General features: G+C 65.6%; 25 protein-coding genes. 10 read left to right on the top strand and 15 right to left on the bottom strand.

All coding sequences use genetic code 11. The features are described from left to right. The first annotated feature begins 371 nt into the window (after positions 1-371). Positions 372-1250: a hypothetical protein gene (locus ACLE20_RS00720; RefSeq protein WP_410938337.1), complete on the top strand. Its 879-nt coding sequence runs from the start codon at positions 372-374 to the stop codon at positions 1248-1250. A gap of 207 nt (positions 1251-1457) precedes the next feature. On the opposite strand, the gene ACLE20_RS00715 is transcribed toward ACLE20_RS00720, so the two are convergent. The 3 genes from ACLE20_RS00715 to ACLE20_RS00705 all read right to left on the bottom strand — a co-directional run bounded on the left by ACLE20_RS00715 (position 1458) and on the right by ACLE20_RS00705 (position 2840). Beyond that, positions 1458-1757 carry a type II toxin-antitoxin system RelE/ParE family toxin gene (locus ACLE20_RS00715; RefSeq protein ID WP_410938336.1) on the bottom strand — a complete coding sequence of 100 codons (300 nt, stop codon included), beginning with the start codon at positions 1755-1757 and terminating at the stop codon, positions 1458-1460. After that, the gene (locus tag ACLE20_RS00710) at positions 1754-1978 is read right to left on the bottom strand and encodes a hypothetical protein (RefSeq protein ID WP_410938335.1); all 225 of its coding nucleotides are present in this window, start codon (positions 1976-1978) and stop codon (positions 1754-1756) included. The genes ACLE20_RS00715 and ACLE20_RS00710 overlap by 4 nt, the downstream gene beginning before the upstream one ends. 124 nt (positions 1979-2102) lie before the next feature. Continuing rightward, the gene (locus tag ACLE20_RS00705; protein ID WP_410938334.1) at positions 2103-2840 is read right to left on the bottom strand and encodes a DUF3750 domain-containing protein; all 738 of its coding nucleotides are present in this window, start codon (positions 2838-2840) and stop codon (positions 2103-2105) included. A gap of 214 nt (positions 2841-3054) precedes the next feature. Here ACLE20_RS00705 and ACLE20_RS00700 point away from each other — a divergent pair, with 214 nt between their 5' ends. Continuing rightward, on the top strand, positions 3055-4059 hold the full coding sequence (locus ACLE20_RS00700) for an asparaginase (protein ID WP_410938333.1): 1005 nt from the start codon (positions 3055-3057) through the stop codon (positions 4057-4059). 12 nt (positions 4060-4071) lie between these two features. Here the strand turns inward: ACLE20_RS00700 and ACLE20_RS00695 are convergent, their stop codons facing one another. Continuing rightward, positions 4072-4824: a DeoR/GlpR family DNA-binding transcription regulator gene (locus tag ACLE20_RS00695; RefSeq protein ID WP_410938332.1), complete on the bottom strand. Its 753-nt coding sequence runs from the start codon at positions 4822-4824 to the stop codon at positions 4072-4074. Between the two features lie 87 nt (positions 4825-4911). Between ACLE20_RS00695 and ACLE20_RS00690 the strand changes: the two genes are divergently transcribed. Beyond that, positions 4912-5283: a DUF4406 domain-containing protein gene (locus ACLE20_RS00690; protein WP_410938331.1), complete on the top strand. Its 372-nt coding sequence runs from the start codon at positions 4912-4914 to the stop codon at positions 5281-5283. Positions 5284-5338: 55 nt separating this feature from the next. Here the strand turns inward: ACLE20_RS00690 and ACLE20_RS00685 are convergent, their stop codons facing one another. Further along, on the bottom strand, positions 5339-5578 hold the full coding sequence (locus ACLE20_RS00685; protein WP_410938330.1) for a hypothetical protein: 240 nt from the start codon (positions 5576-5578) through the stop codon (positions 5339-5341). A gap of 88 nt (positions 5579-5666) precedes the next feature. Here ACLE20_RS00685 and ACLE20_RS00680 point away from each other — a divergent pair, with 88 nt between their 5' ends. Next, on the top strand, positions 5667-6578 hold the full coding sequence (locus ACLE20_RS00680) for a LysR substrate-binding domain-containing protein (protein ID WP_410938329.1): 912 nt from the start codon (positions 5667-5669) through the stop codon (positions 6576-6578). A gap of 39 nt (positions 6579-6617) precedes the next feature. Here the strand turns inward: ACLE20_RS00680 and ACLE20_RS00675 are convergent, their stop codons facing one another. After that, on the bottom strand, positions 6618-7277 hold the full coding sequence (locus tag ACLE20_RS00675) for a glutathione S-transferase family protein (protein WP_410938328.1): 660 nt from the start codon (positions 7275-7277) through the stop codon (positions 6618-6620). Positions 7278-7649: 372 nt separating this feature from the next. Here ACLE20_RS00675 and ACLE20_RS00670 point away from each other — a divergent pair, with 372 nt between their 5' ends. Next, positions 7650-9959: an EAL domain-containing protein gene (locus ACLE20_RS00670; RefSeq protein ID WP_410938327.1), complete on the top strand. Its 2310-nt coding sequence runs from the start codon at positions 7650-7652 to the stop codon at positions 9957-9959. A gap of 265 nt (positions 9960-10224) precedes the next feature. Further along, on the top strand, positions 10225-11010 hold the full coding sequence (locus tag ACLE20_RS00665) for a L,D-transpeptidase (protein WP_410938326.1): 786 nt from the start codon (positions 10225-10227) through the stop codon (positions 11008-11010). Between the two features lie 66 nt (positions 11011-11076). Here ACLE20_RS00665 and ACLE20_RS00660 read toward each other — a convergent pair whose 3' ends face one another. The 3 genes from ACLE20_RS00660 to ACLE20_RS00650 all read right to left on the bottom strand — a co-directional run bounded on the left by ACLE20_RS00660 (position 11077) and on the right by ACLE20_RS00650 (position 14157). Beyond that, entirely contained in the window at positions 11077-11466 is a 390-nt protein-coding gene (locus ACLE20_RS00660; protein WP_410938325.1) for a response regulator, read from the bottom strand. After that, the gene (locus tag ACLE20_RS00655) at positions 11463-13391 is read right to left on the bottom strand and encodes a sensor histidine kinase (protein WP_410938324.1); all 1929 of its coding nucleotides are present in this window, start codon (positions 13389-13391) and stop codon (positions 11463-11465) included. The genes ACLE20_RS00660 and ACLE20_RS00655 overlap by 4 nt, the downstream gene beginning before the upstream one ends. Positions 13392-13659: 268 nt before the next feature. Further along, positions 13660-14157 carry a MarR family winged helix-turn-helix transcriptional regulator gene (locus ACLE20_RS00650; RefSeq protein ID WP_410938323.1) on the bottom strand — a complete coding sequence of 166 codons (498 nt, stop codon included), beginning with the start codon at positions 14155-14157 and terminating at the stop codon, positions 13660-13662. Positions 14158-14371: 214 nt separating this feature from the next. Between ACLE20_RS00650 and ACLE20_RS00645 the strand changes: the two genes are divergently transcribed. After that, a complete protein-coding gene (locus ACLE20_RS00645) occupies positions 14372-14791 on the top strand; it encodes an organic hydroperoxide resistance protein (protein ID WP_410938322.1) in 420 nt (139 codons plus the stop codon). Between the two features lie 90 nt (positions 14792-14881). Here ACLE20_RS00645 and ACLE20_RS00640 read toward each other — a convergent pair whose 3' ends face one another. Then, the gene (locus tag ACLE20_RS00640; protein WP_410938321.1) at positions 14882-15349 is read right to left on the bottom strand and encodes a MarR family winged helix-turn-helix transcriptional regulator; all 468 of its coding nucleotides are present in this window, start codon (positions 15347-15349) and stop codon (positions 14882-14884) included. 57 nt (positions 15350-15406) lie between these two features. Between ACLE20_RS00640 and ACLE20_RS00635 the strand changes: the two genes are divergently transcribed. After that, positions 15407-16195 carry a VOC family protein gene (locus ACLE20_RS00635; protein WP_410938320.1) on the top strand — a complete coding sequence of 263 codons (789 nt, stop codon included), beginning with the start codon at positions 15407-15409 and terminating at the stop codon, positions 16193-16195. Between the two features lie 315 nt (positions 16196-16510). Here the strand turns inward: ACLE20_RS00635 and ACLE20_RS00630 are convergent, their stop codons facing one another. The 3 genes from ACLE20_RS00630 to ACLE20_RS00620 form a co-directional block, all read right to left on the bottom strand. Beyond that, complete coding sequence (locus tag ACLE20_RS00630; protein ID WP_410938319.1) at positions 16511-16759, bottom strand: hypothetical protein; 249 nt, start codon at positions 16757-16759, stop codon at positions 16511-16513. Between the two features lie 308 nt (positions 16760-17067). Further along, positions 17068-17277, bottom strand: a complete 210-nt coding sequence (locus tag ACLE20_RS00625; protein ID WP_323105645.1) for a cold-shock protein — start codon at positions 17275-17277, stop codon at positions 17068-17070. Positions 17278-17565: 288 nt separating this feature from the next. Further along, positions 17566-19140 carry a helicase HerA-like C-terminal domain-containing protein gene (locus tag ACLE20_RS00620; RefSeq protein ID WP_410938318.1) on the bottom strand — a complete coding sequence of 525 codons (1575 nt, stop codon included), beginning with the start codon at positions 19138-19140 and terminating at the stop codon, positions 17566-17568. Positions 19141-19389: 249 nt separating this feature from the next. On the opposite strand from ACLE20_RS00620, the gene ACLE20_RS00615 reads away from it, so the two are divergent. Beyond that, positions 19390-19782: a hypothetical protein gene (locus tag ACLE20_RS00615; RefSeq protein WP_410938317.1), complete on the top strand. Its 393-nt coding sequence runs from the start codon at positions 19390-19392 to the stop codon at positions 19780-19782. Positions 19783-19845: 63 nt separating this feature from the next. On the opposite strand, the gene ACLE20_RS00610 is transcribed toward ACLE20_RS00615, so the two are convergent. Both ACLE20_RS00610 and ACLE20_RS00605 read right to left on the bottom strand, forming a co-directional pair. Next, the gene (locus ACLE20_RS00610) at positions 19846-20694 is read right to left on the bottom strand and encodes an aldo/keto reductase (RefSeq protein WP_410938316.1); all 849 of its coding nucleotides are present in this window, start codon (positions 20692-20694) and stop codon (positions 19846-19848) included. 189 nt (positions 20695-20883) lie between these two features. Beyond that, a complete protein-coding gene (locus ACLE20_RS00605; protein WP_410938315.1) occupies positions 20884-22059 on the bottom strand; it encodes an MFS transporter in 1176 nt (391 codons plus the stop codon). A 131-nt stretch (positions 22060-22190) separates the two neighbouring features. On the opposite strand from ACLE20_RS00605, the gene ACLE20_RS00600 reads away from it, so the two are divergent. Continuing rightward, positions 22191-23168: a LysR family transcriptional regulator gene (locus ACLE20_RS00600; RefSeq protein ID WP_410938314.1), complete on the top strand. Its 978-nt coding sequence runs from the start codon at positions 22191-22193 to the stop codon at positions 23166-23168. The last annotated feature ends 5 nt before the right edge of the window (positions 23169-23173 follow it).

Below are 23173 nucleotides of genomic sequence, written 5' to 3'. Positions count from 1 at the left end.
TCCAATGTCTAATGAGATTACGGTGCTCGTGACGGACTTGGGAAGCGTGGCGGTGCAGGGGAGGCAGCCCTCGCTCTGAGCCTTCCGTTTCTGCGGAGCGTGCCAGCAGCCGCTCCGGGCCTCACGAGGCCGGGTTTCGTGGAAAGGGTCGCGCAAGCGGCCCTTTTTCGTGCGCCTTATCCGCGAAAACCCGCGATGCGAGCTCGAAAATTTAGAGAATTATAACGTTCTAATGAGACTTTGGAGCATCGAACAAGCCGACGCTCCAGGGGATAGCGATGTTTTCGGTCTCAGCATCTGCTTCGTCAACACAAGCGACTGCCCTGCAACTTCTGCGATACGGACAGGGTCACGAGGAGCGGGACTCGCTCGTGTTGTCGACGAACAGGAAACTGGTCGCTTCGATCATGGCGGAATTCGGTGAAGGGCCGAATGGGGGCGGTTTATGGCTTCCCGACCATGTCGTCCGGAGTGCCGCGATTGGCGACAACGGTCGTGCCTACTTCACGGGCCGTGAGAGTTTTGTGGCGGCGGGGAGCGGCGATGACTGGATCAATGCCGGCGCGGACTCCATGATCGATGGCGGCAAGGGCAACGATTCCATCAACATGATCGACGGTGGTGAAGCCTATGGCGGCCAGGGAGATGACGGACTGACCGGTTCCTATGCCCAACTTCATGGAGGCGTCGGAGATGACGGGATTGACGTTCTTACAGGGAGTGAAGGGTACGGAGACGAGGGCCGGGATCACATCAGAGCCATCCTTGGCGGCGTCGGATTTGGCGGCACTGGCGCAGACGTTCTGACCGCGCTCTATGGCGGCACGATCCACGGCGGCGAGCAGGACGATGTCTTGTCTGCGGTCGGGCGAAAGAACACGCTTTCCGGCGACGAGGGTGACGACTCGATCGACCTGACGCAGGCCATCGATTCCGTCGTGACTTACGGTCGAGGTGATGGACATGACACGATCGTCGTAGGCAGCGGGTACAAAGAGTTCGGCGAGACGCAGCACGGGTCGAATACGCTGGCGCTCTGGAACATTCGCAGCACGGACGCAACCATCGAACAGAACGGCGATGAGGCCATCATCCGCTTCAAGGGCACGGATGCAGACTCGATCAAGATCACATTCACCGACGACACGGCTCTCGCGATCACCTTCCGCGATGGAACGAGCCAAATTCTGTCCCGCCAGCATCAAAGTGGTCTGGTCGCTCAAGTCAATGCAGCATACCAAGGCGTTTGAGAGACGCCGTCTCGCGGAGGCAGCCCTCGCTCTGAGCCTTCCGTTTCTGCGGAGCGTGCCAGCAGCCGCTCCGGGCCTCACGAGGCCGGGTTTCGTGGAAAGGGTCGCGAAAGCGGCCCTTTTTCGTGCGCGAAAGAGGCGAATGAGTTGTGTCTTCGGGCTTCGCTTATCCAGTCAGCCAGGTCTAGCGCCCCCCGTGAGGCAGGCTCAACCTTCTCCGCTAACGCCCTGTGAAAGCGGCTTGCGGGCCGCATGGCGGAAACGCTGAATGACGATTTCCTCGTCTCCAACGAAGTAGTCGATGTGGTAGGGGTAGCGTGTCAGGAAGGCACGTCTCACCCCCGCGATTGGTATGCGGCGCCCCGGGAAGGGGTGGGCCTGCAATTGTTGCAGAACCGCGCGCAATCGCGCTTCGACCTGCGCCGCGCCCTGCGGTGAATGGGCCGCAATGTGCGAAAGCACCGTGTCGATCTGCGCAAAAGCCCTCTTCTGGAAGCGAAGCCTCAAGCTCGGAACTTGGAGAGGACGGCTTCCACCTCCTCATTGGTTGCAAACTCACCCCGCTGCATCTCGGCCTGAGCCTCGCGGAGGTCCGCGTCTTCCTCGGGTGTCAGGTGGATCAGGTCTTCATCACTTGCATAGGCCAGCACCATCCGCGCGATCTCGTCCTGCCTCTCCGGCGGCAGGGTGCGGGCGGTTTCCATGGCGTAGTCAAGGAGGGCGGTCATGGCGTGATCATGGCTCCGGCGTTTCGAGGAGGAAAGCTGTCTAGCACCCTAAGACCCAGTTGAACTCATCTGCCCATTCCCCGTCAATCGCGTCGACGATAGCGGGGCCGAGCAGCGCACGCCCTCACACCCCCAGCCGCCCGAAGCCGGGGATCTTGATGCCGGGGTTGGCGAGGTCGAGGCCGGCGACGAGGCCGAGGATGTGGAGTTCGAAGCCACTCCGGATGCCGGCGGAAAGGCCGACGAGGCCGAAGAGGGTGAGGTGGAGGTCGCGGCCATCGGCATCGAGCGACACCAGCCGGCCTTCGGGCAGATAGTCGCGGCCGACCGCATCGGGCGGCAGCACGGCGCCGAGATCCGGGACCGAGCGCAGCACATGGGCGACGAAGGTGTTAGAGTTCGGCCCCGGCCACAGCCGATAGGCGCCGGGCATGGCATAGGGGTAGGACTGGATCGCCGCCTCGACCTTCGGGATCAGCCGTTCGGCCTCGGCTCCCTTGAGTGCCACCACCAGCCGCGGCGGGTTCGAATACCAAAAGCCGTCGGCATCGCGCATGTTGCGGCGGATCGGCGTGCCCCAGCCCACCTTGTCATAGCGGTTATAGACCGTGTCGCCGGCGCCCTTGGTGACGATCCAGGCGTGGCTCGCCACCGCGCCCTTCAACCCGCCGGTGGCGGCTGAGAGCACATAGATCGCCGCCTCCTTGTCGCTCTGTGGCTTCGGCAGCAGGCCGGAGGACGACCAGTTGGCCTCGCTCCAGCGCGCCGGGCGGTCGCGCGCGATCCACACACCTGCGGCGGCGATGGTCGGCAGCAGATAGATGAGCAGGAAGGCGAGCAGAAGATGGCGTAGAATGAGCATGAGGTTCCTCGGTAGGGGTAAGGTCGGCTCGATCGCCGGTCTGTCCCCGAAATATCCCGTCGGTGGCCGCTTCCGTCTGCAGCCCGGCTGATCCCGTTTGCCTTTGCGCCGCGATGGTCTAAGACGCGGGCGCCATGCGCTGCTTGCTGACAGCACGGCGCTTGGTATCCGCGGTCAAATCGCGGGAAGGATTGAGGTTCTTTGAGGGCAGGCGATGGCAAATCCGGTTCTGGTCGAAGTAACGCGCGGCGATCTCGTCGAAAGCCGCCATCGCGGCATGGTGGTGGTGGTCGATGGCGCGGGCCGCACGGTCTTCTCGCAGGGGGATGTCGAGGCGGCCGTTTTTCCGCGTTCGGCCTGCAAGGCCATGCAGGCCCTGCCGCTGGTGGAAGGCGGCGCGGCCGATGCCTATCAATTCGGCGACCGGGAGCTCGCGCTCGCCTGCGCCTCGCATGATGGCACCGAAACCCATGCCGCCCTGGCGGCGTCGATGCTCGCCGCCGCCGGCCGCGATGTCGACACCCTGGAATGTGGGGCGCACTGGTCGTCTGTGCAAGGCGTTCTGATCGCGCAGGCCCGCAGCCTCGATCGGCCGAGCGCGCTGCACAACAACTGCTCGGGCAAGCATGCCGGATTTGTTTGCACCGCCTGCCATGCCGGCGTGGATCCCGCCGGCTATATCGGCTACGACCACGCAATCCAGCGCGAGATCCGGGCCGTCATGACCGACCTGACGGGCGCCGCCCTTTCGCACGACAGCTGCGGCATCGATGGCTGCGCCATTCCCACCTATGCCGTACCGCTGAAAGGCCTTGCCCATGGCTTTGCAAAAATGACCACCGGGCATGGCCTCTCCTCCAGCCGGGCCGCGGCCTCCCGGCGGCTGATGGAGGCCTGCATGGCGGAGCCTTTCTACGTGGCGGGCGAGAACCGAGCCTGCACCCGGCTGATGCGTATCGCACCCGGCCGCATCTTCGCCAAGATCGGCGCGGAGGGCGTCTACTGCGCGGCAATCCCGGAGCAGGGCCTGGCAATGGCGCTGAAATGCGAGGATGGCACCACGCGTGCCGTCGAAGCCATGGTGGCCGCCACGCTCGCCCGCTTCTTTGCCGACGATCCGGCCGTGCAGGCGGCGTTGATGGCGGAGGCAACGCACAGCATGAAAAACTGGAACGGCATGACGGTCGGCACGGTGCGGGTCACCGAGGCGCTTCAGTAAGCCGCCGACAGTTCATGCCGCGACAATCTCGAGCCCGGCTTCCGCATAGGGTGCTAGCCGGGCCTGCGCCATGGCGTGTGGAACGACCAGACCCTGCAGGGCGACGAGCGGCAGGATGCGGTGCGGCGAGACGCGGTCGAATTTCTGCTCGGCCGCCAGCAGCCAGGTCGCATCCGCCCGCGCGGCGATGGCGCGCTTGACCTGCGCCTCTTCATAATCCCCGGTCGTTGCGCCATGCACCGGATGCAGTGCGGTCGCGCCCAGGAAGAAGAGATCGACGCGCAGCGCGGCCAGCGCCTCCACCACGCCGGCCCCCGTCGCCACCATCGAATGCTTGTAAAGCCGGCCGCCGAGCAGAAGGACCTCGGCATCATGTCCCGCCAGCGCGACGGCGATCGTCGGACTGTGGGTGGCGATCGTTACCTTGAGCGTCCGGGGCAGGGCGGCGACCACTGCCGCATTCGTGCTGCCCCCGTCGAGAAAGACGACCATGCCCGGCGCGATCAGTTCCGCCGCCCGCCGCCCCAGCGCCTGCTTCACGTCGGCAGCAATCGTCTCGCGCTCCGCCAGATCGGGCAGGTCGGGCGAGAGCGGCAGCGCGCCGCCATGCACCCGCTTCAGTTTTCCTTCACCGGCGAGCTCGCGCAGATCGCGGCGGATCGTGTCCTCGGAGAGCCCGAGCTCGAGCGCGAGGCGCGTGGCGACGATCTGCCCGTCGCGGCTTAAGCGGTCGAGAATGAGCGCATGGCGCTGGGATGTAAGCATGAAAAACCCTCTTGACGTCTCAGCATATTGCATGTTTGAACGAGAAATATCAAGAAATTTCGTGCAGATTTGTGAAAGGAACTCGAGATGCTGATCTTGATCGCCGGCCCCTACCGCTCCGGAACAGGGGATGATCCCGCCTTGATGGCGGAGAATTTGAAGCGGCTGGAGGCGCCGGCCTATCGCCTGTTTCAGGCCGGCCATGTGCCGATGATCGGCGAATGGGTGGCGCTGCCGGTCTGGCATTCGGGCGGTGGGCAGGTGGTGGGCGATACGCTTTACGAGGAGATCTTTCACCCTGTGGCCGGCCGTCTTCTCGCTCTGTGCGACGCCGTGCTGCGTCTTCCCGGCGAGAGCAAAGGGGCCGACAACGACGTTCGCATCGCCCTGGAGCGCGGCATTCCCGTCTATCATCGGCTGGAGGACGTGCCGGGTTGCGCGGCGGTGGCTGCAGCCTGAGTAAAGCATGGCGAACCCAGCCGCTCGGCTAGATCCCGAGCGGCGGGGGTTCACGTCAGGGGCGATCGACGAAGCGGGCCGGCGGCAGATCGGCCTGCTGGCGCAGGCTCATGGCGGCGAGATCAGGATGGGCGAGCGGATCGCGGAGCCAGGCCAGCCGTGTCTGCAGATCCTCGTGCGAAAGACTGCAGGGGCCCTGCGGATCGATCGTCGAGAGACCGAGCCAGGCAAGCAGGCGGCTGCCGAACGGGGCGGGAAGGGAAGGGCGAGGGGGCGAGACGTGGAAGTGCGACATGGCGGCGACTCCTGGTTTGTCGCCATCGTCTAATGAAGCCGGCAGGAGATCAATTGAGTTTGCCTGGCAGACGCTATAGATAATCTCTATGCGTGATCTGAATGCGGTTCATCTGAATGGGCTCAAGGCGGTCGAGGCGGTGGCGCGGCTCGGCTCGCTCCAGGCGGCGGCCGAGGAGCTCGGCGTCACGATCGGCGCCGTCAGTCAGCAGCTCGCCCGCACGGAGAAACAGCTCGGCCGCCCTCTCTTCGACCGCACGCCGCGCGGATTGCAGCTGACCGCGCTCGGACAAAGGCTCACTCCCCGCCTGAAGGAGGGGTTCCTGGCACTGAACGATGCGGTGGCCATGGCCCGCGAGCGCGACGAGCAGAGCCTGACGATCTCGGTTGCGCCGGTCTTTGCCGCACGCTGGCTGGTCCATCGCCTCGATGGCTTTACCGCGAACCATCCGGATCTGCGCCTGCGCATCGAGGCGACGACGAAGCTCATCGATCTCGAACGGTCCGATGTCGACCTTGCTATCCGCGTCGGCAGCGGCGGCTGGCCAGGCGTGAAGGCCGAGCCGCTGCTCGCCCAGCGCGTCTTTCCGGTCTGTTGCCCGGCGGTCGCCGCCCGGCTTGCCGGGCCTGAGGACCTGTTGCGGGAAGGCGCGGTGGTCGATGGCCAGGCCATGTTCGACTGGTCGCTCTGGCTGGCGGCAGCCGGGCTCGAGACGCGCAGCATGCCGACCCGTCATGTCTTCAACGAGGCGTCGCTCTGCCTCGATGCGGCCATTGCTGGTCAGGGCATCATGCTCGCCTGGCAGACGCTCGCCGTCGACGCTCTCCTGCGCAAAAGCCTGGTCATCCCCTTCCCGATCTTCGCCGAGACCGGCTTCGGCCATTATCTCGTCACCGCTCCCGCGCGCCGCGACAGCCGCGTCACCACCGCCTTCAAGCTCTGGCTCCGCCGCGAGATCCACGACAGCCTCAGCGCGGCGCGGCTGCCGGCGGAGCCATAAGCTCTCGCCGCTGCTTTCGTGGCGCCGATTGGTTCGCCTTCAGAACCGCTCCGCCAGCCGCCGGTTCATCATCTCCTCAAAGGCTGGGCGGGCGTGGCAGCGGGTGATCCAGGCAACGATGGCGGGGTGGCGTTCGAAGAAGGCGGTTTGGGACATGGTATAGCGGACCACTTCCGCCACGTTCAGATCGGCGACGGTGAAGCGGTCGCCGACGAGATAATCGCGCGTGGAAAGATGCGCTTCGAGGACGGCGAACCCCTTGTCGAGCGCGTCGATGGCGGCGGCGATCACGGCGCGGCCTTCTTCGGTTTCGCCGGCGCCATCGTCGATGGTGCGGACGATGCGCACGGCCGATGGCTCGATTGCCGTGGCGGCAAACAGCGTCCAGCCATCGATCTGCCCTTCTTCCTTCAGATCGGCCGCAGCCAGCGGACCGCCATGCTTGCGGGCGAGATAGAGATTGTTGGCAAGCGACTCCGTCAGCACCAGGCCGTCATCGTCGATGGCGGGGATCAGCCCCATCGGGTTGATCGCGACGAACTCGGGCGAAAGCGTGTTGATCGGCGCATCGGCACTGTGGGGATCATCCAGGCGTCGGGCCTGGACCACCGGGACGGAGCGGAAGTCGAGCCCGAGTTCCAGCGCCAGCCAGTAGTTGCGGGAGGCGCGCGAGGTGTAGCAGCCATAGATTGTCAGCATCGGGTTTCCTCTTCCGGATCATCAGGAACAGAGAGCGGACCAAGTTTCCGGCAAGGACCGCGCGGGCGATTCTCCTTACGGCGAGGCTGACCTCTCGGAAAGGTGCTTCAGTTGATGCCGTTCATGAAATCTGGTGATGGCCGATCCTCGGGCGGGCTGCTGGCTGCGGCGGCGGGGGAGGGGGTGTCTCTTTGGGCGGAGAGACGCGCGACGAGCGTCGTGTGCTGTTTCGGTAAGAACTGACGCTCCAAAGGGCCATCGGCGAGAAAATCATGTCGCGCAAGACGGCAATCCGGCGCCTTAGGGGAAGAATAACTTCTGTTCGCTAGAAAGCAGATTGTGCGTCGGTAAGCCGGAAGCCAGGGGGACCCTGTGAGCAGGACGATCAGTCGCTCGCGTGAGCGAAACAGGCACAGGGCCGGAAGCGATGAGGAGACGCGCCGGCTGATTGCCGCCAGCGAGAAGCTCGTGACCGAAGTCGCCCGCCTCTATGGCACGCCGGCCGATCTGGTGGACCGCCACTACTGGCTGGAAACCATGGTCAACCACATTCCCGATTACATTTATGCCAAGGATACGGCCGGACGGTTCCTGATCGCCAACCACGCGACCGTGAGGGACAATAGCCTCAGCGACATGCGCGACATCATCGGGCTCACCGATTTCGATCTTCATCCCCCGGAAATTGCGCGGGCCATCGCCGAGAACGAGCGGCGGGTGATCGAGAGCGGCGAACCGCTCATCGGCCTGATCGAGCGCGCCGCAGTGTCGTCGATCGGCGAGCGCTGGCTGATGACATCCAAGGTGCCGCTGCGCGACCAGCAGGGGCGCACCATCGGCATTGTCGGCGTCTCGCGCGACATCACCGATCGCAAGAAGGGCGAGCATCTGCTGATCGGCCAGGCACGCGTTCTCGAAATGATCGCCAAGGGCGTCGATCTCACCACCATCTTCCGCGAACTGATCACGCTGGTCGAGGCCAATCAGCCACAGCTCAAGGGCGCGATCCTGCTCGTCTGCCCGGACGGCGAGCATCTGCATGTCGGCTCGGCGCCCAATCTCGATCCCCGCTATGCCAGCCTGCTCGATCATGTGCCGATCGGACCAAAGAGTGGCTCCTGCGGCACGGCCGCCTACCTCAACGCGCAGGTGGTCACGCGCGATATTTATTCCGACGAGCGCTGGGCGGACTATATCGAGCTCGTCCGGCCCTTCGGCTTCCGCTCCTGCTGGTCGACGCCGATCCGCTCCTATCAAGGCGAGGTGCTCGGCACCTTCGCGCTCTATTCGGAGACGGATAGCGAGCCCACCGATGCGGAGCGCGAGCTGCAGACCTTTGCCACCAACCTCGCCGCCATCGCCATTGAGCGCGACGAAACCGAGCGGCGCATCCATTTCATGGCGCATCACGATGCGCTGACCGGGCTGCCGAACCGGACGCTTCTCGACGCCCGCGTCTGTCTGGCCATTGAAGAGGCGGCAGCGCGCCAGGAATGGGTGGCGCTCGCCTTCATCGATCTCGACAATTTCAAGCTGATCAATGACAGCCTCGGCCATCATGCCGGCGACGATCTCCTGCGCGTCGTCGCCCGGCGCATGACCGAGAATGTCCGCAAATCCGACATGATCGTGCGGGTCGGCGGCGATGAATTCATCATCCTGCTCACTGCGCTGCCGGCCGATCAGAGCGTGGTTCTGGCAAGGCTGGAGGCGATCCGCGCCTCCGTCTCCCAGCCGATGGAGATCGATGGGCGCATGCTGCAGGTCAGCTGCAGCATGGGCGTCGTCACCTTCCCCGATCATGGCGTGACGCCGAGCGAGCTGCTCGCCAATGCCGATGCCGCCATGTACCGGGCCAAGGCGCATGGCCGCAACAATCTGAAGCTCTTCTCGGCCGAAATGGCCGAGACGGCACGCGCCAAGCTGCTGCAGGTGGAAGAGCTTCGCCTGGCGCTCGAACGGGATGAATTCTGCCTGCGCTACCAGCCGCAGCAGAACATCGCCTCCGGCCGCATCTTCGCTGCCGAGGCCCTGTTGCGCTGGGAGCATCCGAAACACGGCCTCATGTCGCCTGGCGACTTCGTGCCGCTGGCCGAGGAGACCGGGCTGATCGTCGAGATCGGCGAATGGGTGCTGGCGCAAGCCTGCCGGCAGGCGAAGGCCTGGCAGGAGGCCGGGCTGCCGGAGGTGGTCGTCAGCGTCAACGTCTCCGCCCGCCAGTTCGCCGAGAAGGGCTGGGTCGAGCGTGTGGCGGCAACGCTGCTCGCCACCGGCCTGCCGCCGCGCCTGCTGGAACTCGAGATCACCGAAAGCCTGATCATGCAGGACGTGCCGCAGGCAATCGCCACCATGCATGCGCTCGAAGAGATTGGCGTCGAGATGGCGATCGACGATTTCGGCACCGGCTATTCCAGTCTGAGCGCGCTCAAGCGCTTTCCAGTCCGGCGGCTGAAGATCGATCGCTCCTTCGTCAAGGATATTCCCGACGATGAGGATGATATGGCGATCACTGCCGCCATCGTCTCGCTTGCCCAGAAGCTGGAGCTCGACGTCATCGCCGAGGGTGTCGAGACGGTGGCACAGCTCGAGTTCCTGCGCAGCTGCGGCTGCCGCGATATTCAGGGCTATCTGGTCGCCCGCCCGCTGGAACCGGCCGCCTTCGCGGCCCTCCTTTCCGCCTGACCGGCCCCGCGCGCCGCAAACTGCGGCAGCTTTGCCACAGTCGTTCCGTCAATCGCTGGCAACCTTCCTGGTTCGGTCTGCGCAAGTCTCGCTCCAGCGCCCGCGTGACATAGATGAGGCCCTGAGCAGGATCCGGATCGGCGGTCCCATCTCGGCGTTGCCTTTGGGGGAGAAGGGGACGCAGAGCGGCCCGCCCTGTCTCCTGCGCCGCCGCGCACGCCATCCGGCGCGGTGCCCACCTGTCCCTGCGTAGAGCCGGAAGCCGATGACCATAGACAAACCGATCTCCCGCCGCGGTTTCTTGAACCTGACCGGGCTTGCCGCCGCCTCGGCGACACTCGCTGCCTGCAACTCGACATCCAATACGCCGAGCTTCAACCAGGAGACGGCGCCCTATTTCCGCAATCCCGCCTTCGACAACCGCTTCGCGCCGCCGCCGCAGGGCGGCTATCGCTATCTGGAGGAACCGGGCGTCTACCAGACGGGCCTGTCGCCCGATTCCTCCTACTATGCCGGCGTCTATGGTTCGGTCTCCGATGGCGGCTACATCGTCCCCGCGGTGCCCTATCAGCAGATCAACCAGCGCTACTACCGCCAGCAGGTCGCCGATCCCTTCGGCGAGGCGCCGGGCACGATCATCGTCGACACCAAGGATCGCTTCCTCTACCTGACCGAGGGCGGTGGCCGCGCCATGCGCTACGGCGTCGGCATCGGTCGTGAGGGATTTGCCTGGTCGGGGCGCGGCGTGATCCAGTGGAAGCAGAAATGGCCGCGCTGGAAGCCACCGAACGAGATGGTGGCGCGCCAGCCGCATCTGGAACCCTATTCGATCGCCAATGGTGGCATGGAACCCGGGCTAATGAATCCGCTTGGCGCCCGTGCCATGTATATCTTCAAGGACGGGCAGGACACGCTCTACCGTCTGCACGGCACGCCGGAATGGAACTCGATCGGCAAGGCGGTCTCCTCCGGCTGCGTGCGCCTGATCAACCAGGACGTGATCGACCTCTACGACCGCGTGCGCGTCAAGGCGCCGATCCTGGTCGTTTGACCCGCTTCTCCCAGGGCGGGGCCGCGCGCATCGCGCGCCCCGTCCGGTCCCTCGCCTGGGGAAACGTCAGGCCCGCCCGCTCAGCACGCGATCGAGCGCTTCCAGGTCCTCGCGCTTCAGCGGCTTTTCGAAATAGCTTTTGACGAAATCATAGCGCAGCGCCTTTTCGCGGTCGGCGTTGAGATGCGAGCTGGTCAGCATCGCGACGACCGGCGCATGCCCGTTGAAGTCGTGCGCATAGCGCTCCAGGAACTCGAACCCGTTCATGACAGGCATGTTGATGTCGAGAATGATCGCGTCCGGCCGCTCGATGCGCTGCAGAATCTCGATCGCCGCCAGCCCGTTCTCGGCCCTGTGCACGGTGATGCCCGGATCGAACTTGCGGATCGTATAGGCGCAGATGAAGAGATCGCTCTCGTCGTCATCGACGGTGAGGATCGAACGGATGGACGTCATGCCTTGTCTCCCTGCGGCAAGCGCACCGAAAACTCGCTGCCCTTCGCGCGGCGGCGATAGGCGACACTGCCGCCGAGATGTTCTGCGCTCTTGCGTAAGATGTATAGACCAAGTCCACTACCCTCTGCACGCGAAGGATGAAAGCGTTTGAACATTTGAAACAGATTCTGCTCGTCGGCGGGATCGATGCCCAATCCATTATCCCCAACACTGAGCGTGACCCAGCCGAAACGTGACTGGGCGAGGATGCGCACCTCCGGCAGGGCTTCGGCCGGATCGGCATAGCGGACGGCGTTGGAGATCAGCGTGTCGGTGATGATGCGGAACCGGCTGGGCTTGGTCTTGATCGTCAGCGTTTCGGGAATATCGATCAGGAAAGCGATCTGACGGCCTTCATCGCTCAGCCGCATCCGATCGATCGAGTCGCGCACCGTCGCCAGAACGGGCACGTCGGCGCTCGGCTCCTCCATCACCTTGGTGCGGGTGAGGAGGATGATGTTCTGGATCAGCTGGTCGAGCCGGCGGAAGCCACTCTCGATGCGGGCGAGAACCGGCTCGACGTCGGCCAGCGATGCGCCATCGGCAATCATGTCGCGACAGATGGCGATGAGGCCGAGGGATGAGGCGATCGGCGAACGCAGATCATGCGAGGTGCGGTAGGAAAACTCCTCAAGCTCGGCATTGGCCTCAAGAATCTGCCGCTCGTGCTGCTTGCGCTGGCTGACGTCGCGCAGGATGGCGGAGGCAACCATCTGCCGGCCGAGCGGGAAGCGCGCGGTGGAGATTTCCAGTTCGATCCGCCGCCCATCACGCCGCCGCCCCATGACCTCGCGCGTCTCGCTGCCTTCCTGGCTGCTTGGATCGGAATCGGGCATCAGGAAGCCGATATCGCGGCCGACCATCTCGCGGGTCGAATAGCCGAAGATGCGCTCGCAGGCGGGATTGACCAGAAGGATGTGCCCGCGTTCGTCGATGGTGACGATGCCATCGGCGGCATTGTCGAAGATCGCCGACAGACGGGCATGGGTGCCGGCGAGTTCGCGCGCGGTCTGCTTCTGCCGGCGCACGACGCGCAGCGCGTAGACGATCAGGCAGAAGAAGGCGAGGCCGGAGACGAGCAGGATAGCGATCAGCGTCGCCTGCACATCCGCCGCACCATTGGGCAGCGTTACAGAGGCCTGCTGCCGCTTGAGCTCGATGAAGGTCAGCCCGGTGACGAGCACATAGAGGGCGGCGGTCAGGAAGGCGGCAAGCGAGGCACGGTCCTGCCCGATCGTTTCCGGGCGGCGGAAGTAGAGGGGCAGCACCAGAAGCGCGAAGCAAAGGGCGGTCTGCGGCGACATGCGGGCGAGCCGCATCCAGTCCTCCCCGGCGGCGATGTTCATCACCGTCCCCAGCATCGAGCCGGCGGCGATGAGCAGGACCGTGGCCAGCAGGGACAAAGCGGTGCGCGAGCTACGCCGCACCGAGCCGATGCGCAGGCTGGCGAGCGTGAAGAGCGCGAAGCAGATAGCCGTATTGATGGCCATGCCGCCACGCCGCTGGCCGGTGGGGCTCGCAAAGGGGCTGGCGAGAAAACGCTCGGTAGGGCCGAGGCCGCGGCTGTGCTCGAAGAGGGCGACCAGGGCCAGCGCCAGCCCGGCCAGCGCCAGGCCGCGCGCGAGCCCGGGCTGGTTCGACACCAGGCACCAGGCAGCGCCGGCCGCAAGCAGAAAGGCCAGTGCCGCATTGAAGGGCATCGCGAAGAGCATCGGCTCGGTCTCGAACAGCTCCGGCGACCCGGCGCTCCAGAGGACAAGGATCGAAAGCGCCACCAGCGCCACAAGGGCGGCGCTGACCCGCATGGCCTGATCATAGGGATCCTGATCGGCCCCCATGAAGTCCGCCCGCGCGCCATCCAAGCCTGCCAATCGTGCTGCCCCCATCGCCCACGCCTTTCTCGAATCCGGAGCCTAGGGCAGGCGTGCCGGCTTGAGAAGTTCCCTGATTTCGCCTGTCGGGCAGCTGTCCCATAGACTTTGGTACGGGAAAGGCCGCCGCGAGACGCTGCAGAAGCGAATATCGGCTTTGGGCGAAGTCCGGCGGCGCCTGTGGCACGGGCAAATCGGGAAGGAGGCGGGGCATCGACGCGGGCTAATCCGCTGATTCGTCAGCGGTGGCTTTCCGCGCGGTGGCCAAGCAGCGCAGTCGAGATCAGGCGTCTTCCACCGCATCGGCGGCGCCGAGACGGTCGGCGACCGTCACCAGCGCGTCGCGTAGCGCTGTTGCCTCGTCCAGCGTGCAGCCGGTGGCGCGGCCGATTTCGAGGAAGACCTGAGCCGCTTCCTCGCGCAACGCGTCGCCGGATTCTGTCAGCGCCACGATCACCTGCCGCTCATCGGCCGGATCGCGCCGCCGGGTGACGAAGCCGGCCGCCTCCAGCCGCTTCAGCAGCGGCGACAGCGTGCCGGAATCGAGCCCCAACGCGTCGCCGATCTGGCGCACCGTCATGCTGCCATGCTCCCAGAGCGCAAGCATCACCAGATATTGCGGATAGGTGAGCCCCATGCGCTCGAGCAGGGGCTTGTAGGCGCGTGTGAAGGCGTGGGCGAGCGAATAGACGGCGAAGCACAGATGCTGGTCGAGCACGGCCGATACGGCGGCGCCCTTGCCCGTCTTGCGTCCGCTCGCTGTGGGTGAGGCCTTGGTCATGAGAGGCAGTCTCTCATATCTTGGCCCAAAATTCAATTTGCAAAATCATATTGCGCGCAACGAAATTGTACGCTATCAAGATGCCGACGCGGCGGTCGTGGCTCTTGTTCAGGAGTTCGACCGCCGTCGAACCGGCCGCAGCGGGGCATGGCCCTCGCTGACAAGACCGGAAGAGCCGACCCGTCGATCCATCGACCAGCCCAAGGAGACGACCATGCCCATTCTCTACACCACCAAGGCCACTGCCAGCGGCGGCCGCGCCGGCCGCGCCGTATCCGACAATGGCGTTCTCGACGTGACGCTGACCGTGCCGAAGGAACTCGGCGGCGACGGTGCCACCGGCACCAATCCCGAGCAGCTCTTCGCTGCCGGCTATTCCGCCTGCTTCCTCGGTGCGTTGAAAAATGTGGCCGGCAAGGAAAAGGTCAAGATTCCCGATGATGCCAGCGTGACGGCCACTGTCAGCTTCGCCACCCGCGACGATGGCGGCTTTCGCATCGAAGTCTCGCTGCTCGCCGATGTTCCCGGTCTCGATCGTGAGACGGCCGAGCGCCTGCTGGCCAAGGCCCACCAGCTCTGCCCCTACAGCCACGCGATGCGCACCTCGACCGAGGTCGAAGTCACGCTGGCCTGAGGCGCCGCCAGGTTAAAGTTCAGAGCGCGGCGAGAACGGTCGCCGCGTTCGAGCCCCGTCCTGCCTTCGGGTGGGGCGGGGCTTTCTCGTTCAGGCGCTGCGTCCGAGCGCAATGAGGTCGCGCCGCAGCCGCTCGGGCTCGCCGTCCGGCAGCTGATCGTCGAGCTCGGCATGCAGCCGCCGCCAGATCGGCAGCGCGGTCATCAGCAGGGCGTGGCCAGCGTCGGTGAGCGAGAGCTTTCGGCTGCGCCGGTCGTTCGGATCCGGGGCGATGGTCAGCAGGCCGCGCCGCTCGAGCACCTTCAGCGCTGCCGTCAGCGTCGTGCGGTCCATGGCGAGCAACGAGGCGACCGGGCCCATGGCGACCGGCTCCGGCCGGTTCAGCGCCATCAACAGCGAGAACTGCCCATTGGTCAGCCCCAGCGGCCGCAACGCCTCGTCGAACAGCCGCGCCAGCGCGCGGGCGGCACGCTGGACATGCAGGCAGAGGCAGGTGTCGCGCACCAGAGCGGTCGTCTCATAGGGCACGCGAATCGCGGCGGGATCGCGGTTTGACATGGCCAAATACTGTTGATATCAACCTATCATGTCAAGCCGGGAGAGGAGACCATTGCCATGGATGAGACGCACGGATCGTTCATCTGGATCGAACTGATGACCTCGGACGTCGAGGGCGCCGCGCGCTTCTATGGCGACGTCGTCGGCTGGTCCTCCAAGCCCGTTGATGGGATCGATTACACGGTGTTCGAAGCCGGCGTGCCGGGCGAGGGGTGCAGCGCCGGGGTTGCGGGCCTGATGACGCTGCCGGCCTCGCTCGCCGCGGAAGGTGTTCCCCCGAACTGGACCGGCTATGTCGCGGTCTCGGATTGCGATGCGACGGCCGCGCGTGCCGAGGAGCTTGGCGGCACGGTCTGCAAGGGGCCGGAGGATATTCCGGGCATCGGCCGCTTCGCCGTCATCGCCGATCCGCACGGGGCCGTGATCTGCATCATGACGCCCAAGCCGATGGAGACGACACCGCCGACGGTGCCGATGATGGCGCCGGGCCAGCTCGGCTGGTCGGAGCTGCACGCCGGCGATTGCGACGAGGCCTTCGCCTTCTATGCCGATCTGTTCGGCTGGACGAAGGAGAGCGACATGGACATGGGTCCGATGGGGATCTACCGCATCTTCGCCCATCAGGGACGCGCGATCGGCGGCATGATGACCCGCCTGCCGCAGGTGCCCATGCCCCACTGGGCCTATTATGTCGCGGTACCCGCGCTTGATGCAGCCGTGGACCGGATCGGCCTCAACGGCGGCACTGTGATCTTCGGTCCCCAGGAGGTACCCGGCCCCGCCTATATCGTGAACGCCGTCGACCCCCAGGGCGCGCATTTCAACCTGGTTTCAACGGTGCGCTGATCGGCGTTTGGCTTCGGGGAGTTTCTAGAAAAAGACCCTCTCTGGCCTGCCGGCCATCTCCCCCAAAGGGAGAGAGACCGCGGAGCGGGCTCATCGCCAATATCAACCTGCTGAAAGGATGTTCGGATCAGTCTTGCGTTCGACTGGCGCACGGCGGCGGTCTCTGGGTCTCTCCTCGTGTGGGGAGATGGGCGGCAGCCTAGAGGGGGACTTGCTGTCGGCTCGACGGGAGCTCGACGAGATCCCGTTAGGCGTCGCATGTCAAAAGTTGCGCCGATATCGCCTAGACGACTCCCGTGCCCTCAGCCCTTGCCCTCAGCCCTTGGCGGCAGCCTTGCGCTTCGGCTTCGCCTTCACGGGCGGGGCGGTTTCGGCGGTCAGGGCCAGTTGGGCGATGCGCGCTTCGCGCAGGCGCTCGGTTTTCTTTCGGCGCTGGCGCTCCTCGGTCTCGATGATCGCGCGGGCTTCGGAATCAGTCTGAATGGATTTCGAGCCGGCCGTTCGGCGGGGCGTGTCGCTGCGAAAGAGTTTTTCAGCAGGCGTCATGGCGATCTCCTCGGGCAACGCCGCGCGTCGAGGGGGACGGGCTGGGAGACGCTGCACGCGTGTTGATAAGCTGCCGCGCGTCAGGCGGCGGATGGGGCGCTCGATCGGATCGAGCGCAGCCGAACTGGCGGGCTTGGCCGCCGGGCCATCCATACAAGAAAAAAGGCCGGGAAATTCCCGACCTTCCTAACGTCATTTCGACGGGAGCCTGCCAGTACATCCGTGGTCAGGTGTCCGGAAACGACGGAACCAATCTGTCAGCGAAGCCTTGCCCCAGCCTGACCTTCGAACAGTGTTCGAAGGGGCGAGGCGGCTCGCAAAGCCGATTAAGCGGCGCTCAGATTGTCAGCTGCGGACTTGCCGCTGCGACGGTCCTGAACAACTTCGAAGTTAACCTTCTGGCCTTCGTTCAGGGTGCGCATGCCGGCGCGCTCAACGGCCGAGATGTGAACGAAAACGTCGGAAGCGCCGTTGTCGGGAGCGATGAAGCCGAAGCCCTTGGTGGTGTTGAAGAACTTGACGGTACCGGTAGCCACGATGAAACCCTTTCGGTCGTGATGAGTATTCGCTCGTCCAAAAGAACGAGCAGTGAGATCGACGTTGAAAGAGAAGATTACGTGGCGCCGCAGCGCGGGAGCAAAGCTCCAATACAAGATCGATGGCCTAGAGATAGGCGCTTCGAGCAGCAATTGCAAGCGCTTTTCTTTTTGTAAGCCTTGGCCGTAATTTCCAAACCCGAGGCCGCACGAAGAGCGTACCGCCGCAACTCGTTGCGACGGCAGGGAAATTCCGCTGGGCCGGCGACCAGCGACCGCATGCGGGGATCAGCGTTTCAGGCTGCCCAGAATGCCGCGCACCAGCGCTCGGCCGAGCGAGGAGGCGACGGTGCGGGCGACGGTCTTCATCGCCGCTTCGGCGATCGTCTCGCGCTGGTAGCCACTGCTGCGGGGCCGGCCGGCCGTGCCGGCGCGGGCTGGAGCCTCCGCTTCCTCGCGGCCGAAGCCGGGCAGCGTCCAGCGGGTGGAGGCGGTGCCGGGAGCAGGGGCCGCATCGTCCGATGCCGCCTCGCGAGCCACCTCGGCGGCCTCGGTCGCCTTCTCGGCCCGCTTGGCAAGGATCTCATAGGCCGATTCCCGGTCATAGTCCTCGTCATAGAGGCCGGCGACGGGGCTCTTTGCCAGGTTGGCGCGGCGCTCCTCGTCGGTCAGCGGTCCGACACGCGCCGAGGGCGGGCGGATCAGCGTGCGCTCGACCATGGAAGGCGCACCCTTGCCCTCGAGCGTCGAGACCAGCGCCTCGCCGGTGCCGAGCGCGGTGATGGCGGTGGCGCAGTCGAAGGCGGGGTTGGCGCGGAAGGTTTCGGCCGCGGTCTTCACCGCCTTCTGCTCGCGCGGCGTATAGGCGCGCAGCGCATGCTGCACACGGTTGCCGAGCTGGGCGAGCACGGTTTCCGGCACGTCGAGCGGGTTCTGCGTGACGAAATAGACCCCGACCCCCTTGGAGCGGATCAGGCGCACCACCTGTTCCACGCGCTCCAGCAGCATCTTCGGCGCATCATTGAAGAGCAGATGCGCCTCGTCGAAAAAGAAGACGAGCCGCGGCTTTTCCGGATCGCCCACTTCCGGCAGCTCCTCGAAGAGCTCCGACAGCAGCCAGAGCAGGAAGGTACCGTAGAGGCGGGGGTTCATCATCAGCTTGTCGGCGGCCAGCACCGAGATGACGCCGCGGTCATCATTGGTCACGCGCATGATGTCGGAGATTTTGAGCGCCGGCTCGCCGAAGAAATGCTCGGCACCCTGCTGCTCGAGGATCAGAAGCTCGCGCTGGATGGAGCCGACCGAGGCCTTGGAGATGAAGCCGAACTTTGCGGAGAGCGCGCTGGCATTCTCGCCCATATAGGTGAGCAGCGCGCGCAGATCCTTCAGGTCGAGCAGCGGCAGGCCGCCCTCGTCGGCGATCTTGAAGGCAATGTTGAGCACGCCCTCCTGCGCATCGGACGCATTCATCAGCCGCGAGAGCAGAAGGGGGCCCATCTCCGACATGGTGGTGCGGACGCGGTGGCCCTTCTCACCGTAGAGATCCCAGAAGATGACCGGGAACTGCTCGACATCATAGTCGCTGAACCCGATCTGCTCGGCGCGCTTCAGGAGAAAGTCCTTCGCCTCGCCGACCGCGGCGATGCCGGAGAGGTCGCCCTTCACATCGGCGCAGAAGACCGGCACGCCCGCCCTGGAGAAGCCTTCTGCCAGAACCTGCAGCGTCACCGTCTTGCCGGTCCCCGTGGCGCCGGTGACGAGCCCGTGGCGATTGCCGAATTTCAGCTCCAGATATTCGCCCTTGTTGATCGTCTCATCCGGGTTGCGGCTGGCGCCGATAAAGAGCTTGCCATCTTCGAGCATCGAAATCCTCCAGCGGGTGAACCCGGAGAACGCCCGGGCCGCGGGCTGCGCCGCAGTGTCACCACCCGCTTATAGAAGGGCCGCGCGCCAGCGGCAACTGCGGCGGGTGATCCGCGCGCTCCCGCGGGCCCGTCGTTCCATTGTCTTCGCGCAGCGCTCGTGAAATGATCCGCGCGCGATCCGGACGGCGCGCAGCGCGCCGCGGACGAGGACAGCCCGGCCTCACGCCGGGGACAAGAGGAGACTGCCATGAACGAACTGGTTACGCGCGTTGCCGACACGGTCGGCATTGAGCCGGCGCTTGCCGAAAAGGCGATTGGCATGATGCTGGGCTTCCTCCAGCGCGAAGCCGCGGATGGACCGGTTGCCCGGATGATCGAACAGACGCCGGGCGCGACGGATCTCGTCGCCCGCTTCAATGGCGAGGGCTCGGACGGCGGTGGCCTGCTCGGCAAGATGTTCTCGGCCGTCGGCGGCGGCGGCGTCATGGCGCTCGGCCAGCAGCTGATGGCGGAAGGCCTCTCCATGGGCGAGATCACGGCACTCGCCAAGGAAACGATCCGCTACGCCCGCGAGCAGGCCGGCGACGAGACGGTAGACGAAGTCGTCGCCTCGGTGCCGGGTCTCAGCCAGTTCGTCTGACGACAAAAAGAGAGGCCGACCGCGCTGGCGGCCGGCCTCCGCGACTGGATTGGGTCGTTGCCCTCAGGCGGCCTTGTCCCATTCGGGGGCGAGCCCCTTCGGATTGACGATGCGGCCATCGGGCTTGGCGAGCGCATGGATCGCCCGCATCTCCTCGGCGGAAAGCTGGAAGTCGAAGATGCCGACATTTTCGGCGATGCGCGCTTCCGTCGAGGTCTTCGACAGCGCGATCACGCCGTGCTGCTGGATCAGCCAGCGCAGGACGACCTGGGCGGCGGTCTTCCCATGCTTGGCTCCGATGTCGTTCAGCACCGGATCCTTCGGCACGCGGCCATCGGCCATGGCGTAATAGGCGGTGATCGACATGCCGAGCCGCTCGGCATCCTCCAGCACCTTCAGCTGATCGAGATAGGGGTGGTATTCGACCTGGTTGGTCACGAGCGGCACGTCGCTCAGCCGCGCTGCCTCGTCCATCTGCGCCGTGTTGAAATTGCTGACCCCGACATGGCGGACTTTGCCGGACTGCACGGCCTTGTTCAGCCCCTCCACCTGTTCGGCGATCGGCACCGGGCTGCCCGGCCAATGCAGGAGCAGCAGGTCGACATAGTCGGTCTTGAGCTTGCGCAGGCTTTCCTCGACCGAGGCCATGAAGCTGCCGCGGGCATATTTGTCGGTCCAGACCTTGGTGGTCAGGAAAATCTCGTTGCGCGGCACGCCGGAGCGCTCGATCGCTGTGCCGACCTCGGCCTCGTTGCCATAGATCTGCGCGGTATCGACATGGCGGAAGCCGAGCTGGATCGCCTTGGGGACGATCGCGAGAACCTCGTCGCCCGGCATGCGAAACGTGCCGAAACCAAGGGCGGGAATCTCCGCGCCGTTGCATTTGACAATCTTCTGGGTGGTGATGGTCATTCTGTCCTCCTGTCGAGTGCGGCCTTCAAAGCGGGCGCAAAGGTGGCCGGTGATGATCCGTCCGCGTCGCGGAAAGCGCCGGGATGACGGATATGAAGCGAGCCCTGCCGCGGGCAAACCCGCCGGCGAGGTTCTAGATGGTTCGGCGGCCCGGCGCGTCAAGCGGCGCCGGCCCGCTCGGGTTCACGCTCAGGCGGCAAGCGCCGGGCGCCGCTGGTCGAGCTGGCGGCTGATCAGCGTCAGGCCCAGCGCGCCAAGGACCATCAGGCCGCCGACCCAGGGGGTGGCTTCGAGGCCGAGCGAGGAAGCGACCGTCAGACCCCCGACCCAGGCGCCGACGGCGATGCCGAGATTGAAGGCGGCGATGTTGAGCGCCGAGGCGACATCGACCGCCGTCGGCCGGTGGATGCGGGCGAGCTCGACCACATAGAGCTGCAGGCCGGGGACGCTGGCAAAGGAGAGGAAGCCGAGGGCCGCGAGCGTTACCAGCGCCGGGATCACGGCGCCGGCCGTGAAGGCGAAGAGCACGAGGACGGCTGCCTGGGCCGCGAAGAGCGCGATGAGCGCGCGGACCGGATTGCGATCGGCGAAGCGACCGCCGGAGAGATTGCCGGCGGCGATCGCCAGGCCATAGAGCACCAGCACGAGGCTGACGGCGGAGGAGGAGAGGCCGGTGACCTGCTCCAGCATCGGCGTCAGATAGGTGAAGGTGACGAAGGTGTTGCCATAGCCGAGCGCCGTCATGCCGAAGACCAGCAGCAGCCGGCCGGAGCCGAGCACCTTGACCTGGTCCACCAGCCTTGCCGGTGCGCTCTGCGGCAGCTTGGAGGGCAGGAGAAGGGCGATGGCGAGAAAGGCGACGATGCCGAGGCCGGCGACGGCCGCAAAGGTGGCGCGCCAACCGAAGGTTTGGCCGATGATGGTGCCGAGCGGAACGCCGGTGACGATCGCAACCGTCAGGCCCATGAACATCAGCGCGATCGCCGAGGCGCGCCGGTCCGGCGCCACGAGGCCAGCGGCGATGGTTGCGCCGACCGAGAAGAACACGCCATGGGCAAAGGCCGACAGGACGCGGGCGACGAGCAGGAGGCCATAGCCGGGGGCGAGCGCGGCAAGCCCGTTGCCGGCGACGAAGAGCGCCATGAGGCCAAGCAGCAGCGCCTTGCGGCCGATGCGGCCGGTGAGCGCGGTCAAGACCGGTGCGCCGAAGGTGACGCCGAGCGCATAGATGGAAACGATCAGGCCGGCCATCGGCAGGGTGATGCCGAGGTCGGAGGCAACGGTCGGCAGGAGGCCGACGATGACAAATTCCGTGGTGCCGATCGCATAGGCCGCGATCGTGAGGGCAAAGAGGGCAAGGGGCATGGGAGCATCCTTTGGCAGGGAGGGCGGAGCGGGAGGTATCCGCCGGATGCAGAGGAGATAGTCGGAGCGGACTTGTTCAATTAGCGCAAGACTGCGACAATCACCTGTGAAACACAGTCACAGGTCAAGCGATGGACAATCGGGCAGGGGAGATGGAGATCGTCGTGGCGGCGGTGGAGGCCGGCAGCTTCTCGGCGGCGGGGCGGCGGCTCGGCCTCTCGGCCTCCGCCGTTTCCAAGCTGGCGGCACGGGTCGAGCGCCGGCTCGGCACGCGGCTCCTGGTGCGTACGACGCGGGCGCTGAAGCTGACGCCGGAGGGCGAAGTCTATCTGGCCCGGGCCCGCGCCATCCTCGCCGAGATCGAGGAGACCGAGCGGCTGGTGTCGAGCGGCGCGCGCGCCGTTCCGCGCGGGCGGCTTCGGGTCAATACGCTGATGGCTTTCGGCGAGCGCTTCATTCTGCCGCTGATCGGCGATTTCCGGGCGCTCTATCCGGAGGTGGTGCTCGATCTCACCTTCACCGACGGCGTGGTCGATCTGGTGGAGGACCGCACCGACATTGCCATCCGCTCGTCCGGCGCTCTGCGCGATTCGGCGCTGAAGGCTCGCAAGCTGATGGACAGCCGCCGGATGCTGGTGGCCTCGCCCGCCTATCTCGCGCGCCATGGCACGCCCGAGACGCCGGAGGATCTGAACAACCATGCCTGTCTCGGCTTCAACATCGAGGGCATGCGCCAGGTCTGGCCCTTCCTCGACCCGGTGAGCGGGCAGACCTATGATCGCCCCTTCCGCCCGGCCATGCTTGTCTCCTCCGGCCTCATCATGCGCCGGCTCTGTCTGGACGGGCAGGGGATCGGCCGCATTGGCCGCTTCCATGTCGGGCCGGATGTGGAGGCCGGACGGCTTGTGCCCCTCCTGGAGGCGCACCGGCCGGAGGATGGCGAAACCATCCATGCCGTCTTCGTCGGCCATGATCACCTGGCCGCCCGCATCCGCGCCTTCGTCGATTTTCTGGTCGAGCGGCTGGACCCGAGAGCTGCCAATGCGTTGTTGCCAGACCTTGACAACGGCGCGGGCAATGACTTGCTTATGGATGGGAGGCGCGCGTGAGAGGA

This window comes from Rhizobium sp. YIM 134829 (assembly GCF_046546455.1).
Note: the sequence above shows the minus strand (reverse complement) of the source record. Positions and strands in the feature narration are given on the sequence as shown.

Bases quoted from the DNA above. Each gene is read 5' to 3' on its own strand.
- ACLE20_RS00710 (WP_410938335.1), bottom strand. From the start codon at position 1,978: ATGACCGCCCTCCTTGACTACGCCATGGAAACCGCCCGCACCCTGCCG.
- ACLE20_RS00705 (WP_410938334.1), bottom strand. From the start codon at position 2,840: ATGCTCATTCTACGCCATCTTCTGCTCGCCTTCCTGCTCATCTATCTG.
- ACLE20_RS00700 (WP_410938333.1), top strand. From the start codon at position 3,055: ATGGCAAATCCGGTTCTGGTCGAAGTAACGCGCGGCGATCTCGTCGAA.
- ACLE20_RS00695 (WP_410938332.1), bottom strand. From the start codon at position 4,824: ATGCTTACATCCCAGCGCCATGCGCTCATTCTCGACCGCTTAAGCCGC.
- ACLE20_RS00690 (WP_410938331.1), top strand. From the start codon at position 4,912: ATGCTGATCTTGATCGCCGGCCCCTACCGCTCCGGAACAGGGGATGAT.
- ACLE20_RS00685 (WP_410938330.1), bottom strand. From the start codon at position 5,578: ATGTCGCACTTCCACGTCTCGCCCCCTCGCCCTTCCCTTCCCGCCCCG.
- ACLE20_RS00680 (WP_410938329.1), top strand. From the start codon at position 5,667: ATGCGTGATCTGAATGCGGTTCATCTGAATGGGCTCAAGGCGGTCGAG.
- ACLE20_RS00675 (WP_410938328.1), bottom strand. From the start codon at position 7,277: ATGCTGACAATCTATGGCTGCTACACCTCGCGCGCCTCCCGCAACTAC.
- ACLE20_RS00665 (WP_410938326.1), top strand. From the start codon at position 10,225: ATGACCATAGACAAACCGATCTCCCGCCGCGGTTTCTTGAACCTGACC.
- ACLE20_RS00660 (WP_410938325.1), bottom strand. From the start codon at position 11,466: ATGACGTCCATCCGTTCGATCCTCACCGTCGATGACGACGAGAGCGAT.
- ACLE20_RS00655 (WP_410938324.1), bottom strand. From the start codon at position 13,391: ATGGGGGCAGCACGATTGGCAGGCTTGGATGGCGCGCGGGCGGACTTC.
- ACLE20_RS00650 (WP_410938323.1), bottom strand. From the start codon at position 14,157: ATGACCAAGGCCTCACCCACAGCGAGCGGACGCAAGACGGGCAAGGGC.
- ACLE20_RS00645 (WP_410938322.1), top strand. From the start codon at position 14,372: ATGCCCATTCTCTACACCACCAAGGCCACTGCCAGCGGCGGCCGCGCC.
- ACLE20_RS00640 (WP_410938321.1), bottom strand. From the start codon at position 15,349: ATGTCAAACCGCGATCCCGCCGCGATTCGCGTGCCCTATGAGACGACC.
- ACLE20_RS00635 (WP_410938320.1), top strand. From the start codon at position 15,407: ATGGATGAGACGCACGGATCGTTCATCTGGATCGAACTGATGACCTCG.
- ACLE20_RS00620 (WP_410938318.1), bottom strand. From the start codon at position 19,140: ATGCTCGAAGATGGCAAGCTCTTTATCGGCGCCAGCCGCAACCCGGAT.
- ACLE20_RS00615 (WP_410938317.1), top strand. From the start codon at position 19,390: ATGAACGAACTGGTTACGCGCGTTGCCGACACGGTCGGCATTGAGCCG.
- ACLE20_RS00610 (WP_410938316.1), bottom strand. From the start codon at position 20,694: ATGACCATCACCACCCAGAAGATTGTCAAATGCAACGGCGCGGAGATT.
- ACLE20_RS00605 (WP_410938315.1), bottom strand. From the start codon at position 22,059: ATGCCCCTTGCCCTCTTTGCCCTCACGATCGCGGCCTATGCGATCGGC.
- ACLE20_RS00600 (WP_410938314.1), top strand. From the start codon at position 22,191: ATGGACAATCGGGCAGGGGAGATGGAGATCGTCGTGGCGGCGGTGGAG.